Annotated in this window: 20 protein-coding genes and 1 tRNA gene; 6 read left to right on the top strand and 15 right to left on the bottom strand. The window is 47.5% G+C overall.

Annotated elements, in window-relative coordinates; translation table 11 throughout:
- Positions 1–21 precede the first annotated feature (21 nt).
- From IT233_02590 to IT233_02545, 10 genes are all read right to left on the bottom strand, one after another.
- Complete coding sequence (locus tag IT233_02590; GenBank protein ID MCC7301506.1) at positions 22–303, bottom strand: hypothetical protein; 282 nt, start codon at positions 301–303, stop codon at positions 22–24.
- Positions 304–315: 12 nt separating this feature from the next.
- Positions 316–591: a hypothetical protein gene (locus IT233_02585; protein MCC7301505.1), complete on the bottom strand. Its 276-nt coding sequence runs from the start codon at positions 589–591 to the stop codon at positions 316–318.
- Positions 592–625: 34 nt separating this feature from the next.
- On the bottom strand, positions 626–1,189 hold the full coding sequence (locus IT233_02580; GenBank protein MCC7301504.1) for a hypothetical protein: 564 nt from the start codon (positions 1,187–1,189) through the stop codon (positions 626–628).
- A 180-nt stretch (positions 1,190–1,369) separates the two neighbouring features.
- A tRNA-Glu gene (locus tag IT233_02575) sits at positions 1,370–1,441 on the bottom strand.
- Positions 1,442–1,535: 94 nt separating this feature from the next.
- A complete protein-coding gene (locus IT233_02570; GenBank protein ID MCC7301503.1) occupies positions 1,536–1,946 on the bottom strand; it encodes a DUF1987 domain-containing protein in 411 nt (136 codons plus the stop codon).
- Between the two features lie 11 nt (positions 1,947–1,957).
- Entirely contained in the window at positions 1,958–5,122 is a 3,165-nt protein-coding gene (locus IT233_02565) for a SpoIIE family protein phosphatase (protein MCC7301502.1), read from the bottom strand.
- The gene (locus IT233_02560) at positions 5,122–6,075 is read right to left on the bottom strand and encodes a hypothetical protein (GenBank protein ID MCC7301501.1); all 954 of its coding nucleotides are present in this window, start codon (positions 6,073–6,075) and stop codon (positions 5,122–5,124) included. Before IT233_02560 ends, IT233_02565 begins: the two co-directional genes overlap by 1 nt.
- A gap of 2 nt (positions 6,076–6,077) precedes the next feature.
- Complete coding sequence (locus tag IT233_02555) at positions 6,078–8,201, bottom strand: OmpA family protein (protein ID MCC7301500.1); 2,124 nt, start codon at positions 8,199–8,201, stop codon at positions 6,078–6,080.
- On the bottom strand, positions 8,198–9,085 hold the full coding sequence (locus IT233_02550) for a type IX secretion system membrane protein PorP/SprF (protein ID MCC7301499.1): 888 nt from the start codon (positions 9,083–9,085) through the stop codon (positions 8,198–8,200). The genes IT233_02555 and IT233_02550 overlap by 4 nt, the downstream gene beginning before the upstream one ends.
- The gene (locus IT233_02545) at positions 9,082–13,323 is read right to left on the bottom strand and encodes a gliding motility-associated C-terminal domain-containing protein (protein MCC7301498.1); all 4,242 of its coding nucleotides are present in this window, start codon (positions 13,321–13,323) and stop codon (positions 9,082–9,084) included. The genes IT233_02550 and IT233_02545 overlap by 4 nt, the downstream gene beginning before the upstream one ends.
- A gap of 317 nt (positions 13,324–13,640) precedes the next feature.
- On the opposite strand from IT233_02545, the gene IT233_02540 reads away from it, so the two are divergent.
- A complete protein-coding gene (locus IT233_02540) occupies positions 13,641–14,762 on the top strand; it encodes a phosphatidylserine/phosphatidylglycerophosphate/cardiolipin synthase family protein (protein ID MCC7301497.1) in 1,122 nt (373 codons plus the stop codon).
- A gap of 47 nt (positions 14,763–14,809) precedes the next feature.
- Here IT233_02540 and IT233_02535 read toward each other — a convergent pair whose 3' ends face one another.
- The 3 genes from IT233_02535 to IT233_02525 all read right to left on the bottom strand — a co-directional run bounded on the left by IT233_02535 (position 14,810) and on the right by IT233_02525 (position 17,025).
- Positions 14,810–15,136, bottom strand: coding sequence for a hypothetical protein (locus IT233_02535; protein MCC7301496.1), 327 nt, complete (start codon positions 15,134–15,136; stop codon positions 14,810–14,812).
- A gap of 111 nt (positions 15,137–15,247) precedes the next feature.
- Positions 15,248–15,898: a phosphatidylserine decarboxylase family protein gene (locus IT233_02530; GenBank protein ID MCC7301495.1), complete on the bottom strand. Its 651-nt coding sequence runs from the start codon at positions 15,896–15,898 to the stop codon at positions 15,248–15,250.
- Positions 15,895–17,025, bottom strand: coding sequence for a hypothetical protein (locus IT233_02525; protein ID MCC7301494.1), 1,131 nt, complete (start codon positions 17,023–17,025; stop codon positions 15,895–15,897). The genes IT233_02530 and IT233_02525 overlap by 4 nt, the downstream gene beginning before the upstream one ends.
- A 101-nt stretch (positions 17,026–17,126) precedes the next feature.
- Here IT233_02525 and tig point away from each other — a divergent pair, with 101 nt between their 5' ends.
- From tig to clpX, 3 genes are read left to right on the top strand one after another with little or no spacing between them, the layout of a single operon-like run.
- Positions 17,127–18,470, top strand: a complete 1,344-nt coding sequence (tig, locus tag IT233_02520) for a trigger factor (GenBank protein ID MCC7301493.1) — start codon at positions 17,127–17,129, stop codon at positions 18,468–18,470.
- A gap of 10 nt (positions 18,471–18,480) precedes the next feature.
- Positions 18,481–19,146 carry an ATP-dependent Clp endopeptidase proteolytic subunit ClpP gene (clpP, locus tag IT233_02515; GenBank protein MCC7301492.1) on the top strand — a complete coding sequence of 222 codons (666 nt, stop codon included), beginning with the start codon at positions 18,481–18,483 and terminating at the stop codon, positions 19,144–19,146.
- A 12-nt stretch (positions 19,147–19,158) separates the two neighbouring features.
- A complete protein-coding gene (gene clpX, locus IT233_02510) occupies positions 19,159–20,400 on the top strand; it encodes an ATP-dependent Clp protease ATP-binding subunit ClpX (GenBank protein MCC7301491.1) in 1,242 nt (413 codons plus the stop codon).
- 4 nt (positions 20,401–20,404) lie between these two features.
- Here the strand turns inward: clpX and feoB are convergent, their stop codons facing one another.
- A complete protein-coding gene (gene feoB, locus IT233_02505; protein ID MCC7301490.1) occupies positions 20,405–22,339 on the bottom strand; it encodes a ferrous iron transport protein B in 1,935 nt (644 codons plus the stop codon).
- A 45-nt stretch (positions 22,340–22,384) separates the two neighbouring features.
- Positions 22,385–22,624, bottom strand: a complete 240-nt coding sequence (locus IT233_02500; GenBank protein ID MCC7301489.1) for a ferrous iron transport protein A — start codon at positions 22,622–22,624, stop codon at positions 22,385–22,387.
- Positions 22,625–22,901: 277 nt separating this feature from the next.
- Here IT233_02500 and IT233_02495 point away from each other — a divergent pair, with 277 nt between their 5' ends.
- Entirely contained in the window at positions 22,902–23,642 is a 741-nt protein-coding gene (locus IT233_02495) for an ABC transporter permease (GenBank protein MCC7301488.1), read from the top strand.
- A complete protein-coding gene (locus IT233_02490) occupies positions 23,639–24,388 on the top strand; it encodes an ATP-binding cassette domain-containing protein (GenBank protein ID MCC7301487.1) in 750 nt (249 codons plus the stop codon). Before IT233_02495 ends, IT233_02490 begins: the two co-directional genes overlap by 4 nt.
- Positions 24,389–24,390 lie beyond the last annotated feature (2 nt).

Below are 24,390 nucleotides of genomic sequence, written 5' to 3'. Positions count from 1 at the left end.
AAGTTCGATCCGAATTGCCTCCTACTTACCATATTTCTTTTTGATTTCCTTTATTACTTCTTTAAGATTTACGGATGCCCCTACGCCGGCCATCCCCACAGTTTTCTTATAAGGTTGATAAACCTTGCCCGTTTTTCTGTCTACTATTATTAATGCGTAAAAATCTTTAGGAAATGGACCGCTTGGATTCTTATCTTTATGATGAAATACATATTTGAATTCATATTTAGCTTCGTCGGCCGTTGGCTTTGCAAGTTCTGTAACCGTTATTGAAGCTGTGTCAAGAAATGTCGGATTCGGCACATGCCCCTCTGCCTAAACAGTTAAGTATTTGAACGGATATTTTTTTAATTCATTAATACATTTTTTGTAAGCGAAATTAAGTTCGTCCTTATATTCTTTATATGCCCAGATTTTATTTGCGTTCATCAGGGCACCCTTGCTGAATATTATTTTTTCCCTATCAAGATCATCAGGGATCTCTGTTTTAATATCTGATGAATTGAAAGATGTAAAAACTACAAATGAAAGGCAAATCATGGCTGGTTTGAGCCGAATTAGTTTAGCAAATCCTTTCATGCGCTTCCTCATTTTAATTATTGTTCGTCAGTTATTTCAATTCATATTATTTGCTATACTTCTCCTTAATAGCCCTAATAACTTTATTTGCAGAACGATCCGTAAAGTCCATACCATGCGAAACTTTGATAATTTTGAATGTCTTACCTGAACTGATTTCCCTAATTTGAAGGTTGTAATTTTGAAGAATGTCGGATTTGTCCTCAGGAAGAATGAATTCATACTTGGCATCCTTCGGGAAGTCAATATCCTTACAATTCATTGCCCAGCCAGTATCAGAAAAGGTAGTGGCAATGCAATTGGCATCTACAAATACACATTTGAAAGGATATTTTTCAAAGGCTTTCTTACATTCGTTAAATTCTTTATCAACAAGCTTTCTTTCAGTTTTCTCAACTTCCCCTTTCTGTCCAAAATATCCCCCTGCGTTAGCTACCCACGCTTTTATGATGATAGATTTGCTGAATACAACGGTCTCTTTATCCAAGTCGGCTGGGATTTCAATGGACTGTTCATCCTTTTGGAATGACGTGAGGATTAAAAAACCAAAAGCAGCAACAATCGGAGTCAAGAAAACCCGTAATAGGAATAAACGTAATGATGTGTTCATTTTAGAGATTGCTTATCAGTTATTTCAAGTGAATAGGAAGTTATGAAAGGCAGCAGCTATTCAAATCTACTGTACTAAGATAGACAGAATCTATAGCAAATTTCTGTCCCCTCCACTGTCCCCTTAAATTAAAAACCCTCTGCAATCACTTGAGATGCAGAGGGTTTAATTGTCACCTAGTAGCCCGTAGGGGAATTGAACCCCTGTTTCCTCCGTGAAAGGGAGATGTCCTAACCCCTAGACGAACGGGCCGTGATTAGAGGGTTGCAAAAATAGAGTAATTGAGGTGGATTGCAAAATAGAAATGCCTTTGCATAAACGTCTAAAAATCAAACATATAGACTAATTACTCGGCGGGACTCTCCTGAACTTTTACAGGAAAATCGTACATCAGGGCAAATTCACGGCCCATATCCACAAGGTCTTCATCCGTTTCTTTTGATTCCCATAGCACCCGAACTACTTTACCGGAAGTATGCACTTTGGACAGCTTTGTCATGATCAGCTGCAACAGTTTTTTTGTGGAAGAATTTACATAGTTGAAACGAAAATGAAACAGCATCTTGGGATCCGGATTGTTCACATACTCATCAATCCATTTCAAAACAGGCTGGTAAAATTCAAGTACGTTATCGGGAAATGAATTGCCGGCAATGTAGAAAAGCTGAAACTCTCGGTCTACAATCACCCAGGGTGTCCGCTCCGTTGGCTTGATCTCCAGCGTTTGCATTTTTTGTGTGACGTTAGAAGTATCCATTTTTCTCTCCTTTATATCCTGATACCAATCAGCAATACATCATCAATTTGTTTCTGTTCCCCCTTCCACCGGTCAAAAGTACCTGTTATAATGGCTCGTTGTTCTTCCAGTTTCGAATTCGCCGTTTCTGTCAGAAGATTCTTCAGGTTTTTGGTCGAAAATTTCCTGCCTCTTTCCCCTCCGAACTGGTCGGCGTACCCGTCCGAGAATATAAAGATCATGTCTCCTGCCTGTAATTCAACCCTTTCCTCTCCGAATTCCTTGTGCAATTTACCATAGGTTCCGCCAATTCCGAAAGGAGATCCGGAATATTCGCTTAATACCCCTTTTCGAACGACCAAGACGGGTCTGTTGGCGGTGCTGAATACGAGTCCTTTACGATCTGTATCAATTATCAGCAATGCCAGCTCCATGCCGTCCTGACTGGTCAGATCTTCCCCCTTCTGATGCAGGCTTTCTTTGATCCCTTCATCCATCATCTTCAGGATCTTTGAAGGTTCGGTGATCTTGCGCTCAATGATGATCTTGTCCAGCAGCATTTTTCCCACCAGACTAACAAATGCGCCTGGAACACCGTGACCCGTACAGTCGGCCGCAACCACCACCAACCGCTCATCTTCGAGTATGTAGTACCAGAAAAAATCACCGCTCACAATATCCCTCGGCCTGTAAAAAATGATCCCGTTGATCACCTTCTCCATCAGTTGCGTTTTGGGAAGTGTGGCCTCCTGGATCTTCACCGCGTAATTGATGGAACTGGTGATATCGCGGTTTTTTTCTTCCACAATCGCGTTGATCCTCTCTACTTCTTCCTTTTCTCTGCGGATCACCAGCGTTTGCTCGTGTACCTGCTGCTGAAGGATCTGCCGCTGTTTTACCAGGCGGCGGGTACGCATGCGGGTGTACAGGATACTGATGGTGGTAATAATGGCAGCGCAGAAAACAAAAAAATACCAGCGTTTCCATATGGGCATGTTAATCCGGAATGAAATGGTCACCGGCTGTTTGTTCCATGCTCCCGTATTGTTGCGGCTCAGTAAACGGAATGTGTAGATCCCATCTGTAAGACGGGGATAGGAGATAAAGCGCTGCGTGTGGTCCGTTTCTGCCCAGCCGGGATCAAAGCCCTCCAATATATACCGGTAGCGTACCTGCGACGGATCTGAAAGACACACGCCTATGAAATCAATGCGAACCGAATGGTCGCCGTATTCGATCAGCGTATCTTCAGGCAACCCGATATATTTTCCGTTGAGTGTGATGCCGAGAATGCTTGTCTTATTTTCTACCGGGTTCATCTTTTCTTTCCGCGGGTCATACTTTACCACACCGTTTTCTGTTCCGAAAAATACGGTGCCGGTGGGATCGGCGTACACTGCGCTCAGATTGTTTTCTGATGAAAGTATGCCTTTGCTCTTGCCGATATGTTCAAACCATGTTTCACCACGTTTCATCCGGCTGACTCCGTTTTTATGGGTCACCCATACGTTTCCGTTCACATCCACCACCACCGCATAGCAAAAGTTGGAACCCAGCCCTGTTTCTATGGAATAATGAAGGAACTCGCTACCGTTGTAGCGGAACAGTCCGTCGCCTCCCGTAGCGATCCAAATGTGGCCGTCCTTATCTTCAGCCAGGTCGTTCAGGTCAAAAGTGCGTATGCCCGGAACGTTATTAAATACTTCTGCCTTTCCGTCCATAAAAAAGTATGGCGGTGTTTCATGGGATGCTATCCACAATTTTCCTTCGTAACTGTATAAGGTGTTAACTACGTTGTTGTGCAGCAATCCTTCATTGGTTGTTAGTGTTTCGGTTTCCCCGTTCTTCAGGTTTATAATGAATAATCCTGCAGACGTGGCGATGTAAAGTTTATCGTACACCCGGTCAATGGTATTGATGTATTTTGATTTTCCGGAGAGAGAATGCCGGATCACTTTTTTCGTTTCCGCATCCACCACGTACAGCATCCCGCTTTCGCTTCCCGCCCATATTTTTCCTTGATTATCCGGCTGAAGAGCCGTGATTTTTTCTTGTTCAATTCCTGCAATCGGGTGGAGGTCGTTCTGTCTCGATCCGGGAACAAACCTTACCAGTCCGTTACGGGTGCCAATCCAGAGATTGCCGGTAGCATCGGAACAAGCAGAGTACACGCCCGGGTCCAGCTCCGTTCCAAAACCCGTAAACAGCGAAAACCGTTCGTTAATCATCTGTACCAGTCCCTTCCCGTAGGTCCCGATCCATAGGTTTCCTTCACGGTCGAAGAAGAGACTTTGCAGATGATCCGTAGGAAGCCCATTTTCATGATCAATCACGAAAAGGGTTGCAATCTCAAATTTATCGTCTCCCGGAATCAGTTTTTTCAGTCCTTCTCCGAAGCTTGCCAGCCAGAGGTTTCCGTCGTTGTCTATCACCCCGTCGCGGATATCAAAGACAGATCCCTTGAAAAGATCATTGTTGAACGGACGGAGCCGGCATTCGCCCTGCAAGTACTCCAGGTGAACAATTCCAATTCCCATTACGGTAATGAAATAATCATTCGCTCCTTTGCGGATAATTTGCTGGGTGTTTTTACCCGCATGCTCTTTCAGCTCATAGATCGCTTCTGCTTTTGTCATTTCCGGATTGAGCCGGTAAACGCCAAAGGATTCATTGGTAGCAACCAGGAGTTTACCGTCCAGGGTAATCTCAATGTCGTTGATCATGTCTGAAGGTAATCCGGTGATAAAACCGGGCGTTCCATGGGAAGGTATGCTCATCACTCCCTGCCCGAACGTGGAAATAAGAAAGTTTCCTGAAGAATCCTCAAGGATCCTGGTGATCCTGACGCTTTGAAGCCCGGCCAGCCGGAGGTCCAGGAATTTTATGCCGTGCTTTACGGTAATCCCCTTCTGGTAATGGCCCAGCCAGAGATTTCCGCCTCGGTCGAGATACTGGGTGTTTATGAAATTCTCTGCAAGTCCTTCCGCCTGTGTGATATTTACAAAGCGGTTGCCTCCAAAAACGGAAAGGCCGTCACCGGTGGCGGCATAGAGAAACCCCATGGTATCCTGTGTAATGTGATACACATAGGGATTGGCAAGTCCTTCATCAATTCCGAAAACACGAAAATTATAGGTTTGCGCGCTGAGAAGAGTCAGGCATATGCTGAAAAGAAGAGTCAGGGGAGTACGCTTCATCACTTGGGCTTTACCCCGATCTTATATTTGTACTTCGGAATTCCTCCGATGGGGATCGTGAAGAAGGGCATCGTTTCTCCGTACTGGTTGGTGATGTACACCACTACGTTGTTATTGGCTACCGCGGAAGTCTTAATCAGTTGAACATCCAGCGAGGTATTCAATTCTTCTTTTTCAATTTTCAATTCCGTGAGAGCCCAGTCACCGTCACCGGATGTTTTCAGGGTTTCTCCTTTCTTTTTTACCGAGATCATACGCATCTTTCCTTCACTGTCGAAGTCGAAGGTATGTACTTTTACAGAGATAACGGCAGGATTTACAAAGGGATATAAATGGCAGACCGTATTGGGCTGTTCGTTGGTTCTAAAGCAGTATTCGTAGGTAAAACCGTTCCCGCCCTCTACCGGAGCATTGTCTTTTTCCTTGGAGGAGAAGTACAGTTTATACAGGTTGCCGTCGTCGCCTTCTGCACCTTCTACAATCAGTTTGAAAACGTATCCTCCATATTCGGGTTGTAGCTCACCTTCTGTTGGATTAAACGGTCCGAAGGTATACCAGGTATTATCTGCGGTGGCATCCATGCCGAACGATTTGCTGTTCAGCAGCACTCCGGCTTTATAGTTTCCTGCCGGATTCACTTTTTTAGCGTCGGGATCGGAATGTGCGCCCTTTCCTCCGTACATGCTGAACTTGGTGCGTGTATTGAAGCCGGAGCGGTTCTCATCGTGTTTTCCGCCGACATCTGCATCAAAGATCCGTACATAAACAGGATCTTTCCGACCGACAGGAACAGAGAAGAATACTACCTGTGTGAAATCATCATCTCCCCAGTTTTTTTCAGCTGCCGACCCAAAGGTTACCAGAAAAGGAATATTCTCTTCGGAGGAGGGTAGGGCCTGTGTTTGCGCAAGAAGCGGCAGCAGCAGGACAAGATATAGAAAAGGCAGTTTCATGGTCAGAAGTGAACGATAATATCTGTTCTCCGGTTGAATTTCCTTCCGTCTTCATTATCATTCGGAGCGATGGGAACGTCGGAACCGAACGGACGAATGGCAATGCGCTTATAATTGACTCCTTTTTTCACGAGATAATCCCTCACTACTTGTGCGCGTTTTTCCGAGAGCCTGAAATTAAGGTAATCATCCCCCATGTTGTCCGAGTGTCCCGAAATGAATATTCTGAGGTCCGATTTCTTCTTCAAATCGCGTACCAGACTGTCAAGAACTATTGTTTGGCCGGGAAGAAGAATGAATTCACGGTTGGGAAAGAAAACAGTATATGCTTTAACAACTGTAGAATCAAAGATCTGGACCTGGGATCCTGCCTGCCCCGGGATGAGCTGATCATTGCGGAAGGCGAGAACACTGGCGTCGCGAAAGCCTTTTTGTTTGGCCTTCACAAAATACGGGAACAAGTCGATCATTTTCTTTGTTTCTCCGGCTGTATACCGGTAAACGCCGTCGGCATAGATCTCTTTCACGTCTTTAATGCCGTCAAACATTTTGGAGGTAAGGGGAATTTGTGATGCTGAGTACCCGAGATTCAGACGATACGATATACTGTCATCGTTCGGGTCAATGTTCAGACCGGTTTTTAGCCCTGTATTATCGGATTGCTGCCGGAACGGCTTATTCCGGTAGATGGTCAGGTAATCTTTTTCATTCACAACAACCAGATCTTTAAACACGCATTGATAAATGGACGCTGCTGAGCTGTCACTTACAGCTCTTACGCCCAGTATAACCTTGTATTTTCCCGGCTTCCGGAAGGCATACTGCACCTGCATTCCCCGGCGTTCACGCCAGGATCCGAATTCCCAGAAGTACTCTTTTATACTATGATTCGGAATCACACATCCGGCTCCATCAAAAAGGATGGTCTTTCCAGCCGGCAGTGTATCCTGTACGTCAATAAAAAGGGAGGTGACAGGATCTACGGTGATCTCATACGAGGCTTGTGTAAAGAACAGCAGGCCGGATTCTTTCTCCACAATGTTCAATTGAACCGTGTATACTCCCGGCTGTGCAAAACAGTGATCTGCTTCCTTTCCGCGAACCTTTATACCGTTGCCGAAATCCCATTCGTAACTGAGCCGGGTGGTGTCGCCTTCCAATGCGGAATTTTCTTCGAAAAATGTAAAGCAGTAGGAAACCTGTTTCGTAGGTATGCAGTCTTCAAAGCGCGGACGAATAGAGCGAAACCGGTAAATGTCATCCTGGCCTGTCCGGTTGGATGAAAAATAACCGGAGCGGTGATCGGGATAAATGAAAAAACCAAAATCATCGTAAGGGGTATTAAATGGCTCCCCCAGTCGTTCTACTTCATATTCGTCAAAGGGGTAAATCTTTTCCGCTACAAAAATATCCAGACCTCCTTTTGATTTCCGTGCAGTAGAGTAAAACAGAAGTCCGGAGGATTCGATGAAGGGAAACATTTCATCGAAGGTGGAATTGATAAGCGGTCCCAGGTTTTCCGGCTTGCCCCAGGTGTTACCGAGGAATTCGCAGACATATATATCCATTCCTCCGGCTCCTCCCGCGCGGTCTGAACTGAAATAAAGTTGATCGCCGTCGGCGCTGAGCGATGGATATGCATAGGAAAATTCATCTTTGATGAACGGGAGAAGTTGAGGCGGCGACCACCCGGATCCTTCTTTTTTGCACCAGTAAATCCCGAGAATACGTTTACCGGCTATTTCTTTCGGGCGACGTGTGGCTGTGAAGAAGAACAGTTCGCCATCCGAAGAGATGCACGAAGGTCCTTCGGCGAACGGAGAATTTACGGTCGCATCGTAAGGGTGTGGTTTGCTGAATCCGGTATCCCTGCGCAGGCAGTGATAGATGTCCGGAAAGGGTTGCTGTGTTTTCTCATCATAATGAGAAACACCAAAGCGGTTTTCCCGGTCAGTGACAAAAAACACTTCGTCTTTGAAACCGTATGCACCGTATTCAGAGGCGGAAGTATTGAACGGCGCCGGAGTTACAACATATTCTGTGGAATCAAATGAAAATCCTTCCTGTGCACTCGTATGTAGGAGCCCTGCAAGACTAGCAACGGTTAGGAGCACAGTTTTTTTCATTGCGCAGTTCTGGGATCTTCGGATCTTACAGGATAGCCAAATTCATACCTGAAAAGTATTTCATGTGAACCGGTGTGCTGATCCGCAAGCGGAGTAAGTCCGTTTTCATAAGAATAATAAAGGTAGATCTGCCGGTTGATCTTGAAACCGGCCATCAGTAGCAGAGCATCTCCCATTCTGTATCCGGCACCAATGGTAAAGGCCTGGCTGAAGGTTCCCTTCCATTGAAATTCATACTGTACCGGCGAATGATGTAAATGTCGCACCATACCGAGTAACGACCATGTGATCTGCGGTCGCTTGATGAACCATTCAGCGCTGGTTGTGTAGGATGGATAGGATGTACGGGAAAGTTGTTCTTGCGGCAGCAGATTCTGTGTGCTGAAATTAAAGTGAAATACAGGATGGTACAGCTGTATTCCGGCACCTGCTTCGGGAAAAAGAAACCTGGAATCGGTGAGAGGGAATGCAACGTCAGGATTCTGGTTCAGTGCCACTCCTGACCAGGCGCTGCGGCCTGCCGACACTCCGGCATTCAAACCCAGCGCAGCATTCCATTTTCCCATTTTCATGCGAAAGGCGTAGGCGGCCTGCAGCCTGTTGCGGGTGAAAATACCGATCTCATCACGGACATACAGAAAGCCAAGATTCACTTTTTTACTGATCAGCGGGGTGTGAAGAGAGACATATAAATTCTTCGGTGCGCCGTCGAATCCCAGCCACTGGTATCGCCGCCCAGCGGTAAAGGCAAGATACCCCTTTTCTCCCGCCGCCGCGGGATTAAACAAAAACGCCTCTGTGTTCGCTCCGCTCAGCAATTCCAGATGCTGGGCAGATGCGGAGAGAAGGAAAGCATTAAACAGTATAAAAAAGCGTTTTCTCATCGTTTCAATATCACATAACCTTTATAAGGGGAGGTGTTCGGTATTTCCAGAATAAAGAAATACGTGTCTTCCGCAAGCGCACTGTTCCCGTTATTCCTTCCGTTCCAGTCGTTCTTATAATCCGCCGAATAGTACACTTCTGTTCCCCAGCGATTGAATACGGTTAGTTTTACCTCGCTGAATTCAAGTAAGCCACTGATTTCAAAATGGTCATTCACCTGATCGCCGTTGGGAGAGAACCCTTCCGGAATCATCAGCGGATCCATCCGGAGCATTACTTTGTCCGTGTCTTCCGGACAGGTGCCGCTGCTCATGATCCAGCGGAAAATGTTTACACCCGCACTGAGGTTGGTAACGGAACTGTTGGGGTTGTTCACGTCGGAGAACTGCCCGCTTCCGCTTTCCACTTCCCATCGCCCGGTTCCTGTTACAGGGTCGGTGGCATCCATGAAAGCAAATGGAATATGAACGATCTGATCTGGTCCTGCATCCGCTGCGTCGGGGAAGGGATCAACAAAAATGTTTACATCATCTGTATTCGGAGGGCAGGTTCCGTTGGTTATTGTCCAGCGGTATATATTGAGACCGGGTCCTATATTCATCACCTGAGTAACGGCAGAGAAAGGATTGGTGAAAGTGCCTGCACCGCTCACTAATGACCAAAAACCGGTGCCTGTAATGGGGGCGGTGGCATTGAGCTGTGTGCTGTCTGTACAGATGTTCATATCTGTGCCGGCTACAGCGGGCGAGGGGGTGGCAAAGATGGTGATTATGACAGTATCGGCGGAGGGTGGACAGGTGCCACTGGTGATCGTCCAGCAAAATACGTTGCTGCCGGCCCCGGCGTTTTGTACTGCAGAATTGTTTTGCGATGGATTCAGGATATTTCCTGAACCGGTGATTAATGTCCATAAACCGGTTCCTGAATTAGGCGGATTACCCTGCAGGTTGAACTGAGTAGCACAGAATGTCTGATCAAGCCCTGCAAAGGCTGGTGTTGGCATGGCGTCCACATTTATAACTACCGTATCTGTGGAGGATGGGCATACTCCGCTGGTAACAGTCCAGATGAAAATATTCTGCCCCGGACTCATTCCGGTGATGCCGGTGGCCGGATTAGGAGGGGAGAGAACGTTGCCCGTTCCGCTGAACAGCCCCCAGCTTCCGGCTCCGATAGTTGGAACCCCTGCATTCAAGTTGGTGGTTGCGGAACAAATGGTTTGATCCGAACCGGCATTGGCGGCGGATGGCATGGCATCCCGTACGATGATTACTGTGTCGGTAGAAGGAGGACATACTCCGCTGGAGATGGTCCATACAAATACATTCACACCTATGCCCAGTGAGGTCACCGCTGTTACTGCGGATGTGGGTGTGGTGATCGATCCGCTGCCGGTGACCAGTGTCCACAATCCGCTTCCGGTAACCGGAATATTTCCGGACAGTGTTATGGTGTTATTACACACGTTTTGATCGGCACCTGCATTGGCCACTGAAGGATAAGGATCAACGGTAATCTGAACGGAATCTGTGGAAACGGGGCAGACCCCATTCGTGATGGTCCAGACGAATACACTCACGCCCGGTGTCATTCCTGTAACGGATGTGTTAGGTGCCGGAGGAGCCACAATGTTTCCGTTGCCGCTGCTGAGTGTCCAAACACCGGTGCCAACAACTGGCACATTACCGTTGAGGGTAGTTACTGAGGTGCAGATCACCTGATCCGTTCCGGCGCTTGCCGTTGTAGGCAAGGCGTTGACCAAAATCTGAATCGTGTCACGCGAAGGCGGACATACACCGTTGGTGATAGTCCAGATAAATGCATTCACACCTACACCCAGTCCGGTAACAACACTTTGCGGGTTGAAAGGATTCGTTACCACCCCGGGGCCTGAAAGTACTGTCCACGTTCCTGTACCTGTAACCGGCGTATTTCCGTTCAGCGTGTCGGTGTATGCGCAAATCTGCTGGTCAGGTCCGGCGGTGGCGGTGGTTGGAGGAGTGTCTACAAATAAATTTACAGTATCCGATGAAGGGGCACATGGTGCGTTGGTGATGGTCCAAATAAACGTGTTTAATCCGGCCGACAGACCATTCACTGCGGTGGTGCCAAGATTGGGATTCACAAAAGTTCCGCTTCCAGCATATACAGTCCAGGTACCTGTTCCGTTAACAGGAATATTTCCCTGCAACTGCTGAATAGTTGCACATAAAGTCTGATCATTGCCGGCGGAGGCGGTGGAGGGTGGGATATTGCGTGTAATTACTACGGTGTCGGTAGAAGAAGGACAGGAGCCGTTGGTGATGGACCACACGAAAAAATTGTTTCCGGATCCTAACCCGGTAATAGATGTTGCCGGAGAAGTGGGTGTAACAATGGTGCCGGTTCCGGAATATAGGACCCATGTTCCTGTACCGGAAGTTGGCACATTACCGCTCATCAGGGTGGAGGAACTACAAATGTTCTGATCAGCTCCTGCCGCGGCAGGTGTTGGAAGAGAATCGATCTGGATGAGGATATACGATGAGGTGTCAATTTGTGAACAGGGCAGCGAAGAGGTCACAATCCGGCGATAAAATGTGCTGGAAGAAAGAGACGGAGGTTGGTAATGTTGGTTGGTATTGATCCCCTGCGCAGGAGACCAGATCAGGTTGTCCGGACTTTCTTCCCACAGAAAAGTAAAAGGAGGACTGGAACCACCGGGCATCCCACCGGTGATGGGTGCGGGTACCGTGTTAATGCAAACCACCTGGCTGGTGGTGATCACATTATTTGTGATGGCGCTGCAAAATATTTTTCCCAGAAATATATTGGCTTCATTGTTCAAGGGCAGAAGATAGGAGTCGAACTGGGCACTGCCGTGATATTCCCCTCCGACATACACCTCGTCATAATTGCTCTGGCTGATACCATAACCGTAATCGTTACGATTTCCTCCGGCGCTTTTCGACCAGTCGAAAATACCGGACGTGTCATAACGCAATACCATTACATCGGCAGAATCAATCGCGTCAAGCAGCGGACCCGTACTGATCTGCAGTGAGTCAACATAATAACCGGTGGCATAAATGGCGCCGGCGGGTCCACAGCTGAGACTCAGTATCTCCTGGTCGGTGTTTCCGAACCCCTGTTCTGCCTTCACCCACTGTGTAACTCCAAAGGATTTTGAAAGTGCTGATATGAACATTTCCTTACCGAGCGCGGCAGGCGCAACCGGATTGGATCCCCAGGAAGGGAAATCTGCACCTGCCGAAATGCTGCCGCCAACAAACACTTTTGTTCCGTTCTGGACAATGGCCCGTCCGTAATCGTTTCCAGGTGAACTGATCGTGTTTGCCCATGCAAACTGACCGTTGAGTTGTAAGCGGAGGACAAGGATATCTGTTGATAAAGGGGTTGTATTTCCAAGAGCAACAGAATTGGAACCACTGCCATCGTAGAGTGTGAAAGTGGGTCCCGAAAAATCACCGGTAACGAAAACACTGGTTGCATCCGCCGTAATCCCCCTGCCATTGGCCGATTGCGATGTTCCACCGTCAGCCACCCATTGCGCATTACCGCCGGGATCGTAACAGGCGGCGAATAAATTTACATTTACGCCGGGTGTCCAGGTGGTGAGCGGGCCGAAGGAAGCACTGCCGGTGAAATATCCCGTAACAAAAATGTTATTGAGATTCACACAAACACCAGCGCCCTCATCGTGTCCGGTACCGCCCGCCCTGCGCGCCCAGAACAGCTGCCCCATAGAATTGTATTTTGCAAGAAAGATGTCCTTCCCCCCGGCCGAGGATAAAGTGTAGGAACTCATGGACATTCCCCTGAAATCGGCAATTTGCTGAAAATACCCGGTCACATATATATTTCCAGATGCCGCAACGGCCACTGAGAGACAGGCGTCGTCCTGAAAGTTTCCAATGGGGAAAGCCCATAATACGTTACCCGCCGAATCATGTTTGGCTACAAAACCACCTCCATTCGCACCCGCAAAGCGGAAGCCATACCAGGCACTTATATCTCCGTTGAAAATTCCTACCGAAACCACGTGCCCGGAATTTGTATCTACCGCCACATCCCGAATCATTTCTGCATCCGGGCTTGCTACATCGTCAACCCAGGTGAATGGGGGAGCCGTCTGTGCATGAGATATTACCGGAACGATCCCATGCAACAGCACAACAAGCATTCCGGTGAGGAATTTGGAATGAATACACGTGGTATTGAACCACCTCCAGATCATAAGCATGAAAGTTACGGAAAAGTAGGTCTTAAAAAAAGCATCATTTTTTCAAGTTGCTAACAATCAAGTATTTATATCGATTTAACTTTTTTAGATACCTGTCTCCGGAACTGAAGCGCATCTTGTTAATTCTTTTTCTTGTTTCCATGACAGGGGTCATAAGCACCGCTCCTGATCGCATGGTAGCTTTGATTTACAATTAATGCGTTCTTTTTTTAAGAGCTTGTGCAGAAAGGCGCAGTTCAGGGTCCTGCTAACGCCACTGCACTTATAAGGGTGAAGGTTTTCCTTCACCCTTTCTTTTTTACTTTCGGATATTGAAAGAAGATGACTCAATACGCTTTTTCAAACCGGGAGCTGCGTTTTTCGACGCGTTGATCTCTGCTATTTCTGAAGCAGAGCACTACATTCATTTTCAGATTTATATTTTTGAGAATGATGCTACCGGAAAAAGGGTTAGTGAAGCGCTCCGGCAGGCTGCTAAACGCGGCGTGAAAGTGTATATGGTACTGGATGCTTACGGATCGGGAGGCATCGGTGCAAGGCTGGTAAAAGAGTGGAAGTCAGACGGCATCCGGGTACGGTTTTTTGCTCCCCTTTTCGGCAGAAAAGGTTTTGGAATCCGCCGCCGGCTTCATCACAAGATCATCACGGTGGACGGCAGGATTGCTTTCACCGGGGGAATGAACATCGGTGACCGTTACAGCGGATACGGAGGAGGAGATATCTGGATGGATCATATGATCCTTCTTAAAGGAATTGCTGTTCATGAGCTGGAACGTATTTGTACGCTGTACTGGGACAGGAAAACAAGGAAGTTGATTCTGCCTCTGTTAACTGGTTCATCCATGCGCGGGGGAATAACGGTGTTGCGTAACGATCGTGTGAGAGGAAAAGCGGAAGTAGCGGCCGCTTATAAAGAGCTTCTGGGTAGCTCCAGGAAATCGGTTTTCCTTATTGCTTCCTATTTTCTTCCGGGATCATCTTTCCGGAAAGCACTTCGTTCCGCTGCTTTGCGCGGGGTGGAGGTAACCCTGCTGCTTCCCGGGAAAAGTGATGTGGGCCTGGCGGAGGCAGCCATGCGTCATTTATATCCCTGGCTGATCCGCTATGGGATCAGGATTGTGGAATGGAAGGATACCGTTTTGCATGCCAAATGGATGTCGGTAGACGGAACAACAGTATTGTTCGGGTCATTTAACCTGAATCACCTGAGTGATTTTTCCAGCATTGAGACGAATGTCAGGATTGAGAATCCTTCCTTTGTATCAAGCAGTGAAAATTATTTCCGGAACTCTGTTCTTCCCCGCTGCCAAACGATCAGTCCTGTTATTGTAACACAGCACAGGACACTGTATCAAAGATTGAAATACCGCCTGGCATACATGATCACCCGCTTTTTGTTCCGGTTCATGTACCGCGTCACTTCAAGGGAATAAAAAAGCCGGGAGAAGTCCCCGGCTCTTTCTGTGACAAGTAAGAAAAATTACTTTTTCTCTTCCTTCTTTTCTTCGTTGGAAGCCGTGTTCTTCTTTGAACAGCAGCTTTTCTTCTCAGAAGTAGAACAATCAGACTTTTTCTCTGTTTTGGAGCAGTCAGACTTCTTTTCAGTATCCGTTGTTCCTGCGGTTGTCCCTTTTTTGGAACAGCAGCTCTTTTTCTCGTCGCAGGTTTTCTTTTTTTCTTCCCCTTTCTTTTCTTCTCCCTTCTTCTCTTCACCGCATACAACGGTTACTGCAGGAGAGGCAGCATAAGAAAGCGTGGCAGCGCCAACAAGACCGAATACGGTAAGCGCGATGAACAGGTTTTTCATGGAAATATGTTTTGGTTTAGTGCATGATTACTCTACAAAGTTAGCAAAGGAAATGCCGGGATTTTTGGAATATGGTTAAATATTGTTAACAAGCTGTTTATAAGCCATTTATCACCATTCGGCCAGGGTCGTAATTCCACCCCGTACGGTTTCACCCAGCTTTACTTTTATGCGTGCGTTCAATGGTATAAAAACATCCACGCGGGAACCGAATTTTATAAATCCCATTTCCTCAGATTGTTTCACTTCCTGCCCCTCCCGGAGATACTGACAAATCCGTCGGGCCATGGCGCCGGCGATTTGCCGGAAGAGGATTTGTCCTTTGGGATGAGCGATCACCAGGGTAGTACGCTCGTTTTCGGTAGAGGATTTCGGATGCCAGGCAACGAGGTACAGCCCGGGATGGTACTTTGCCAGCTTAACCGTTCCGGATACCGGATTACGATTCACATGCACGTTTACCGGCGACATGAACACGCTGATTTGAATCCGGCGGTCTTTAAAATATTCGGTTTCTGATGTCTCTTCTATTACCACCACTTTTCCATCCGCGGGGGAAATGATGAAGTCTTCATTTTTTCTCCAGTTGCGGGTTGGATTCCGGAAGAACTGGAGCACTGTTACCATTATAAACAGCGACAAAAGAATGCAGACGACATGAAGCCAGTGGATTTCGGGAGCGAAGTAAAATGCAGCAAAAAGGATCAGACTGCAGAAAAGTACAGACAGAATGATAGTAGGCCGGCCTTCGCGATGGATCATATTTTTTTCTTCAGCGTGAATGTGTGCTTATAAGTGAGAAAACCGCCATATGAAAATTCCCAGAAGTTTCCACCGATATCATAGTAGGGTTCCAGACGTACATCGGCCCACATGCCCGGGAAAACCTCTTTACGGTAGCCTATTCGCATCGTCAGGAGTTCGCGGTAATTCTCGTAATACGATGGGTAGTGGTAGGAAACAGATTGAAAGAGAGGGTTTCCGGTTCCGCTGATATAGTGGTATCCGAAAAAGTAATGGGCTGTTGCGAAAAAGCCCGGAGCCGACTCCCAGGCCAGTCCGCTGTAATATCCATAACCTTTTGAGTACCGTCTTACAAACGTATTATTGCTGTGCCCGTAAAGCAGCGCGAAGGTTTCTGCAAATAAGTATTTACACCATTTTTTCTCCGGCCTGAATTCCCAACGAAGTCCGCCGGCTGCATTCAGGATTGTTTCCACAGGATACAAGGCTTCATTCAGTTGACCGCCCAGGTGCCACACCACGCCCTGCAGCGGAACCGAAAGGCTGTATTGTGGTTTTTTTACCGGGATGAATTCCAAACTCAGACCCGATTCAATTTTTTCCTGAATGTTACGGATCGCATCTTCCCTTGTAACCCAGTCTATCCACAGATCTGCTTTGATAAAGCGGGAATCCGATTTATACTGCATACCCTGCTCGAAAGGATGTGTCATACTGCGCTCCGCGTCCCATAAGGGTTCGATCATGCGGTGCTGCGCCGCACCATCCAGATTCCCGAAAAGAAATTCGTGCGATTTTCTACGGAGTTTAATGCTGAAGAAAGGCCGGACACTGCTGAACTGATCACTCCCAAAATCGTTGAGCAGGAATATACCGCCTTCCAGACGTACGAATTCACGGGGAGAGAAGGCCAATGCACTGCGCATATGTGTGCCGAACAAAGTATACCCATGATAGATCGGTCCGAAATATTCATTGTTCTTGAGGTAATTGTTCATGTGCAGCGTTAGCTGTACCCGCTGCGTATCACCTGGCTGCCATTCAACCCGGTTCGAAAGATACGGCGCGAAGAACTGTGCCGCTGCATGGCTGTACCCAAGCAGGCAGATGATCAGAACAAGCAATTTGATTATCAAGGAGTTCAAAGGTCTCTTTTGCAGGCTGCAAAGGTCGTAATTGCCCCTGAGTGTGCCAAATTTTAGTACCTTTGTGCCCTGATTTTTAAATGGTTGGACAGAAGAAGACTATGAATATCACACAGGAAAAGATCGACCCGCTGCATGCGGTAGTAAAGGTAAAGCTGGCACCGGAGGATTACCAGGCGCAAGTGGATTCCGCACTGAAGGATTATTCAAAAAAGGTGAATATGCCCGGTTTCAGGCCAGGTAAAGTGCCTGTTGGGATGATCCGGAAAATGTATGGGAAATCCATCCTCGCCGATGAATTGAATAAGATCCTCAACGATTCAGTGCATAAATATATCAGAGAAAATAACATCGAAATTCTCGGAAACCCTCTTCCGGCTGTGGATGAGCAGGTGAATATTGACTGGGAGAATCAGAAGGAATTTGAATTCACCTATGATATCGGACTCGCACCGGCTTTTGAACTCAGCCTTTCCAAGTCTGAAAAAGTACCCTTTTACTCCGTTCGTATAGATGAGACGTTGGTGGGAAAGTACATCGAAGATCTCAGTCGCCGCTACGGTAAACTGATTAACCCGGAGATTTCCGAGGAGAAAGATTGGCTCACTGCAGATCTGGTAGAGATCAGCGAGAGCGGAGAGATCATTCCCGGCGGCCTTTTCAAATCTTCCTCCATCTTTACAGAGCGTATTTCCAACGGAGAACTGAGAGGGAAATTTACAGGCCTGAAGCCTGAATCCACCCTCGAACTTTCCGGAAACGATTTCTCCGATGGAGAAGACGCCGCCTATTTTGCTCAATTGCTGCAGACCAATGCGGATAAGCTAAAGGCAACCCGCCTCAAGGTGACATTAAAGAATATTAACCGGCTAACACCTGCGGAGCTTAACCAGGATCTTTTTGACAAGATCTACGGCCCCGGCGCCGTGAACAGCCCTGAGGAATTCCGGGCCAGGGTGAGGGAAGAACTCTCGCGCATGTTCGAAGGAGAAAAAGATGTGAAATTCAGGAATACCGTGCGCAAGATGCTGCTCGGCAAGTTGAACCTGGCGCTTCCGGATACTTTCCTCAAGCGCTGGATACGCGCGGTGAACGATAAGCCGGTAACGGAGGAACAGGTAGAGGTGGAATACCCTTCCTATGCGGAACAGCTCAAATGGCAGCTTATTGAGAATAAACTGCTTAAGGATAACGATATCAAGATTGCGGATACCGAAGTGCTTGAGCATGTGAAACAGCTGGTAAAGTCGGAATATGAACGCATGGGAAGAACCGATGTAGAGGAAACAGAACTGAACGGTGTGGCTCACAGCGTACTTTCCAAAGAAGATGAAGCACGGAAAATCTATAGTCAGCTTTATGACCAGCGACTGCTTGCCTTATACAAAGACAAATTGACCCTGGATGTACAGGAAGTTTCTTACGAAGAATTTCAAAAAATCTAAATCCTAAAGTATGTACCCAAAAGATGAATTCAGGAGATATGCTGTGAAACACCACGGGATCTCATCCATGTTTTATGACCAGTACACCTCCTCGCTCACTCCTTACATTATCGAGGAACGCCAGCTGAACGTGGCGCAGATGGACGTTTTCTCACGCCTTATGATGGACCGGATCATTTTCCTGGGAACGGGAATTAACGATCAGGTGGCGAACATTATCCAGGCGCAGCTGCTTTTTCTTGAATCGGTTGATGCCAAGCGCGATATCCAGATCTATCTGAATTCGCCCGGGGGCAGTGTGTATGCAGGTCTGGGAATATATGATACAATGCAGTATATAACCCCGGATGTAGCCACCATCTGTACCGGGATGGCTGCTTCAATGGGAGCAGTATTGATGTGCGCGGGCGAAAAGGGAAAGCGTACCGCGCTTCCGCATAGCCGCGTAATGATTCACCAGCCGCTGGGCGGCGCAGAAGGACAGGCTTCCGATATCGAAATCACTGCCAGGGAAATCCTTAAGCTAAAGAAGGAGTTGTACGACATCATCGCCAAACACAGCGGGCAGGAATTCTCGCGCGTAGAGAAGGATTCTGACCGCGACTACTGGATGACGGCTGAAGAGGCTAAATCCTATGGAATGATTGATGAAGTGCTGGTAAGAAATTCAAAATAATAATTATACGTTATGGCCGGAAAGGGTAACCTGATTTCCTGTTCCTTCTGCGGACGGGATAAGAAAGACACCACCATGCTGATCGCCGGTCAGGAGGCGCATATTTGTAATCATTGTGTTGAGCAGGCCTGGAACATCCTGAAGGTGGAGCAAAGCGATAAAGCCAAAACTTCATTTGCCACCGTACAATTACATAAGCCGGCCGAGATCAAATCCCACCTTGACCAGTATGTGATTGGTCAGGATGAGGCCAAGCGCGTACTCTCCGTGGCGGTGTACAATCATTACAAACGCATTACGCAGAAGCCCGCCAAAATGAAGGCGGAAGATGTGGAGATTGAAAAGTCTAACATCGTAATGGTGGGCGAAACCGGAACGGGGAAAACGCTTCTGGCCCGCACCATCGCCCGTATCCTCAATGTGCCGTTCTGCATCGCCGATGCAACTGTACTCACAGAGGCCGGTTATGTGGGAGAGGACGTGGAGAGCATACTTACCCGCCTGCTGCAGGCTGCGGATTATAATGTGGCAGCTGCAGAGAGAGGTATTGTATTCATAGACGAAATAGACAAAATCTCTCGTAAAGGCGATAATCCCTCCATCACCCGCGACGTTTCCGGTGAAGGTGTACAGCAGGGATTACTGAAACTGCTGGAGGGATCTGCAGTCGGTGTTCCTCCGCAGGGCGGACGTAAGCATCCGGAGCAGAAAATGATCCAGGTAGATACAAGGAATATACTTTTTATCTGCGGCGGAGCCTTCGACGGTATTGATAAGATCATCGCCCGGCGAATGCGCTCACAAACCATTGGATACAGTACTGGAAAAGAGGGGGAAGAGCTGGACAAGGATAATCTTCTGCAGTATGTTTCTCCGCAGGATATGCGCACGTTCGGTCTTATCCCTGAACTTATCGGCCGATTACCCGTACTCACTTTTCTGAATACACTCGACCGTGCTACTCTGCGCAGAATTCTCACCGAACCCAAAAATTCTCTGATCCGCCAGTATCAGCGCCTTTTCGAAATGGATAATGTGAAACTTAGCTTTGAACCGGATGCACTCGAGTTCATCGTTGACAAGGCCATGGAATTCAAATTGGGAGCACGCGGACTTCGTTCGATATGTGAAGCAATTATGATGGATGCCATGTTTGAAGTGCCCGGTAAAAAGGCATCTGAACTTCACATAACAGCTGTTTACGCCAAAGAAAAAATTACCCGTTCAAGGCTGAGCCGTCTGAAGGCCGCCTGAAATCTCAGCTTAAAAGCGTAAAGGTTAGAAAGCTCGTTATCCAGGCAAAACAGCTCAGGAACACCGTTTGAATAACGGGCCACTTCCAGCTTTTTGTTTCCCGGTATACCACCGCAAAGGTACTCATGCACTGCATAGCGTATACATAGAAGATCATCAGGCTGCAGCCGGTGGCCAGAGAAAAAACTTTTTCACCCTGTACATTCGTTTGCGAACGTAATTTCTGAAGAGTGGATGTAGAAACACTCTCATCTTCCAAAGAATAGATAGTGGCCATGGTGCCAACAAATACTTCACGGGCGGCAAACGACGTAATGAGCGCGATGCCAATCTTCCAGTCGAATCCCAGTGGTGCTATCACCGGCTCAATGCCTCTTCCAATATACCCGGCCCACGAAGCCCGCAGTTTTTCAGAGGCTTCCGCTGCCGCGGCTTTATCTGCAGGAATTATGCCGGCCTGTACTTCGGAGCGGATGCGTTCTTCAATTTTTTGAAACTCGTTGCCAGGTCCGTGTGCGGCCAGGTACCACAACAAAATGGAAATAGCTACAATTACCAGTCCGGCATCCTTGATGAATATTTTGACTTTATCAATAATCGTCTGTCCTACGGAAGTCCAGCGGGGATAACGGTACACAGGGAGTTCCATGATGAAATAACTGCGCTCATTGCTTTTAAGCAGCCATTTCATCACCCATGCGGTAAGCAGGGCCCCCAGAAAACCAAGCAGATACAATCCCATAAGCACAAGCCCCTGCAACTGGATGAAACCTCCAAGCATCTGATCTGGTATTACCAATGCAATCATGAAGGCAAATACGGGTAAGCGCGCGCTGCAACTCATCATGGGTGTTACAAAAAGAGTGATCATCCTCTCTTTCCGGTTGCTGACTGTACGTGTTCCTAAAATCGCAGGAATTGCGCAGGCCATGCCGCTCATAAGTGGGATTACACTTCTTCCGCTCATACCAAATTTCCGGAATAAGCGGTCCATGATAAAACTCACACGCGACATGTAACCGGTGTCTTCCAACAGAGTGATGAACAGAAAAAGAAAAGCGATCTGTGGCACAAACATGAGTACACCTCCCACCCCGGGAATGATTCCCTCTGCAATAAGCGACGACAGTTCTCCTGTACCTGTTTTGTCCTTTACCCAGGCGCTGAAACTGCTGAACCAGCCGTCGATAATATCCATGGGCCAGGCACTGAGGTAGAACAGGGACTGAAATATTATGAAGAGAATGAACAGGAAAATGGCAAATCCTGCAATACGGTGAGTCAGTATTTTATCTGCTTTTGAAGTAATGGAATTCATCTTGTTTTTCCCCGGAACATACGCTTCGCGGAGAATGGATCCGATCCGGCTGTAGCGGCGAACGGATTCTTCCCGCTGCTCCTCTTCCCTGGCGGAGGCGAACAGCGCCGGTTCAATTCCTGTATGAACAGCTTGTAGGGATTCGAGCGCGTGCAGCACGTCAACTACACCTTCACCGCTCCGGCTGTTGCAGGGCACAAATACTGCATTGAACTCTTTATTCAGCTTTTCGAGATCCAGCTTATCCCCGTTCTTGATGGCGAGATCAATCATATTTAAAGCTACTACCATCGGGATCCTGGTGTCCTGCAGCTGGGAGATCAGGAAGAGCGACCGTTTAAGATTCGAAGCGTCTGCAATTACGAGTGCTGCATGCGGACCCAAGTCCGGATTCAGAATGAATTCGGCGGTTATCCGTTCATCCAGGGAACGCGGATACAAAGAGTAGGTACCGGGAAGATCTGTGATTTCAACATCGCGTCCGTCCGGAAGGCAAAAGGTGCCGGATTTTTTTTCAACCGTTACGCCCGGAAAATTTCCCGTGCGCTGACGCAGGCCTGTCAGCCGGTTAAACAGGGTTGATTTGCCACTGTTGGGATTCCCAACCAGTGCAATGCGCAGCGGAGAAGCGGGAGTGGAGTCCACAGGTAAGAAGAAATGCCTTCTTTAACGGAGAGGCCGGAGCACAATGGAGGCGGCCTCTGTTCTCCGAAGGCTCAGTTTGTAACCGCAAACCATCACGGCAATGGGATCACCCAATGGTGCCACCGAGTCCATTAATACAGGTTCGCCGGGAACACACCCCATCTCAACCAATTTCAGGGACATAACCGGATCAGTGAAGGATTCTATCACTCCTGACTCTCCGATTGCCAACTGGTCCAGTGTACGGTTAAGATGTTTCATGTGATAAAGTTAGCCCTTCCACAGGGGTAAGTGATACCCTAAACAGGGTATATTAACGCTTTTGTTCAGTACAGTTATGTTTGGTCCGGTTCCATTGCGGGCAATCACCGCACTTGTTCTTCTTGCGGAAAAGAAAGCAGGAGGATAAACCCAATACCAGGATTCCCGTAAAAGCCAGGATCAGAACTCGTTTAGTCATAGCTAATTCCCTCAAATCTAAGCATTTCTACGGATTCTGCGAGGGGAGGTTCCCGGTTTTGGTTAAATTTGCACTTCCATGAATATATTATATCATCTTGGGAGTTATTATCTGCTGATGGCCAGGGTATTCAGCCGCCCGGAAAAGGGCTGGGTATTTCGGCGTCAGGTTTTTTCTGAAATCGACAAACTCGGGATTGGTTCACTGGGGATTGTTGCCATCATTTCTGTGTTCATGGGTGCAGTTATTACCATTCAGGCGGCTTTCGGATTTGAAAGTCCCTGGGTACCGGTGTATGCTGTAGGGGTAACCACCCGCGATTCTATGATCCTTGAATTTTCCCCGGCCATTGTCAGTCTCATCCTGGCGGGAAAAGTGGGATCAAATATTGCCTCCGAGATCGGAACCATGAAAGTGAGTGAGCAGGTGGATGCATTGGAAATCATGGGTGTGAATTCCGCTTCCTTCCTGATTCTTCCCAAAATAGTCGCCCTTGTATTCATCAACCCTTTTTTGATCGTGATCAGTATGTTCCTCGGGATCCTTGGGGGATATTTCCTGGGGGTGGCAATGGGCGTTGTTACCCCTCAGGAGTATATGTACGGAATCCAATATGAATTCCGGCCATATAATGTGATGTATGCCTTGGTGAAAACCTGTGTATTTGCCTTTATCATTGCCTCGGTAGCTTCCTACCACGGTTACCGGACTAACGGAGGTGCGCTGGAAGTGGGTCAAAGCAGTACGAAGGCGGTGGTTTATTCCAGTATAGTGATATTAATTTTTAACCTCATTATTACTCAGATCCTGCTGGCATGATCGAGGTTAGGAATATATCCAGGTCATTTGGGGATAAGCAGGTGGTGAAGGATTTTTCCTTTACATGCGATAAGGGCAAGACAAATCTCATAATCGGTGAATCCGGGTCAGGCAAAACCGTGACCATGAAGTGCATGGTTGGTCTTCTGGAGCCTGATAGCGGAAACGTACTCTACGACGGGAAGAATTTTACGGGAATGTCTTTGAATGAACGGAAAATGATCCGGCGAGAAATCGGTATGCTTTTCCAGGGTGCAGCACTTTTTGATTCCATGACCGTGGAGGAGAATGTGATGTTTCCGCTGCAGATGTTTACCGAAATGAGTTCCCAGGAGAAGCTGGACCGGGTTAATTTCTGCCTCAATCGTGTGAATATTCAGAATGCAAATGCAAAATTTCCATCCGAGATAAGCGGTGGAATGAAAAAGCGCGTGGCCATTGCCAGAGCCATCGTACTTAATCCAAAGTATCTGTTCTGCGATGAACCGAATTCCGGACTCGATCCGAAAACATCTATTCTTATTGATGATCTTATCCAGGAGATTACTTATGAATTTAACATGACTACCCTGGTGATCACCCACGACATGAATTCCGTTATGGAGATCGGAGATAAGATCGCCTTCTTTCATAAGGGCAATAAAGCGTGGGAGGGAAGCCGCCACGATATACTTCAGGCCACCAATGAACAATTGGTGGACTTTGTTTACGCTTCCAAGTTTCTCAAATCGCTGCGAAAAAAATAACC

The sequence above is a fragment of the Bacteroidia bacterium genome, assembly GCA_020852255.1.
In the GTDB taxonomy this organism is placed as follows: Bacteria; Bacteroidota; Bacteroidia; order JADZBD01; family JADZBD01; genus JADZBD01.
The sequence above is the reverse complement of the archived record's forward strand: the minus strand, read 5'-3'. Positions and strand labels throughout refer to the sequence as shown.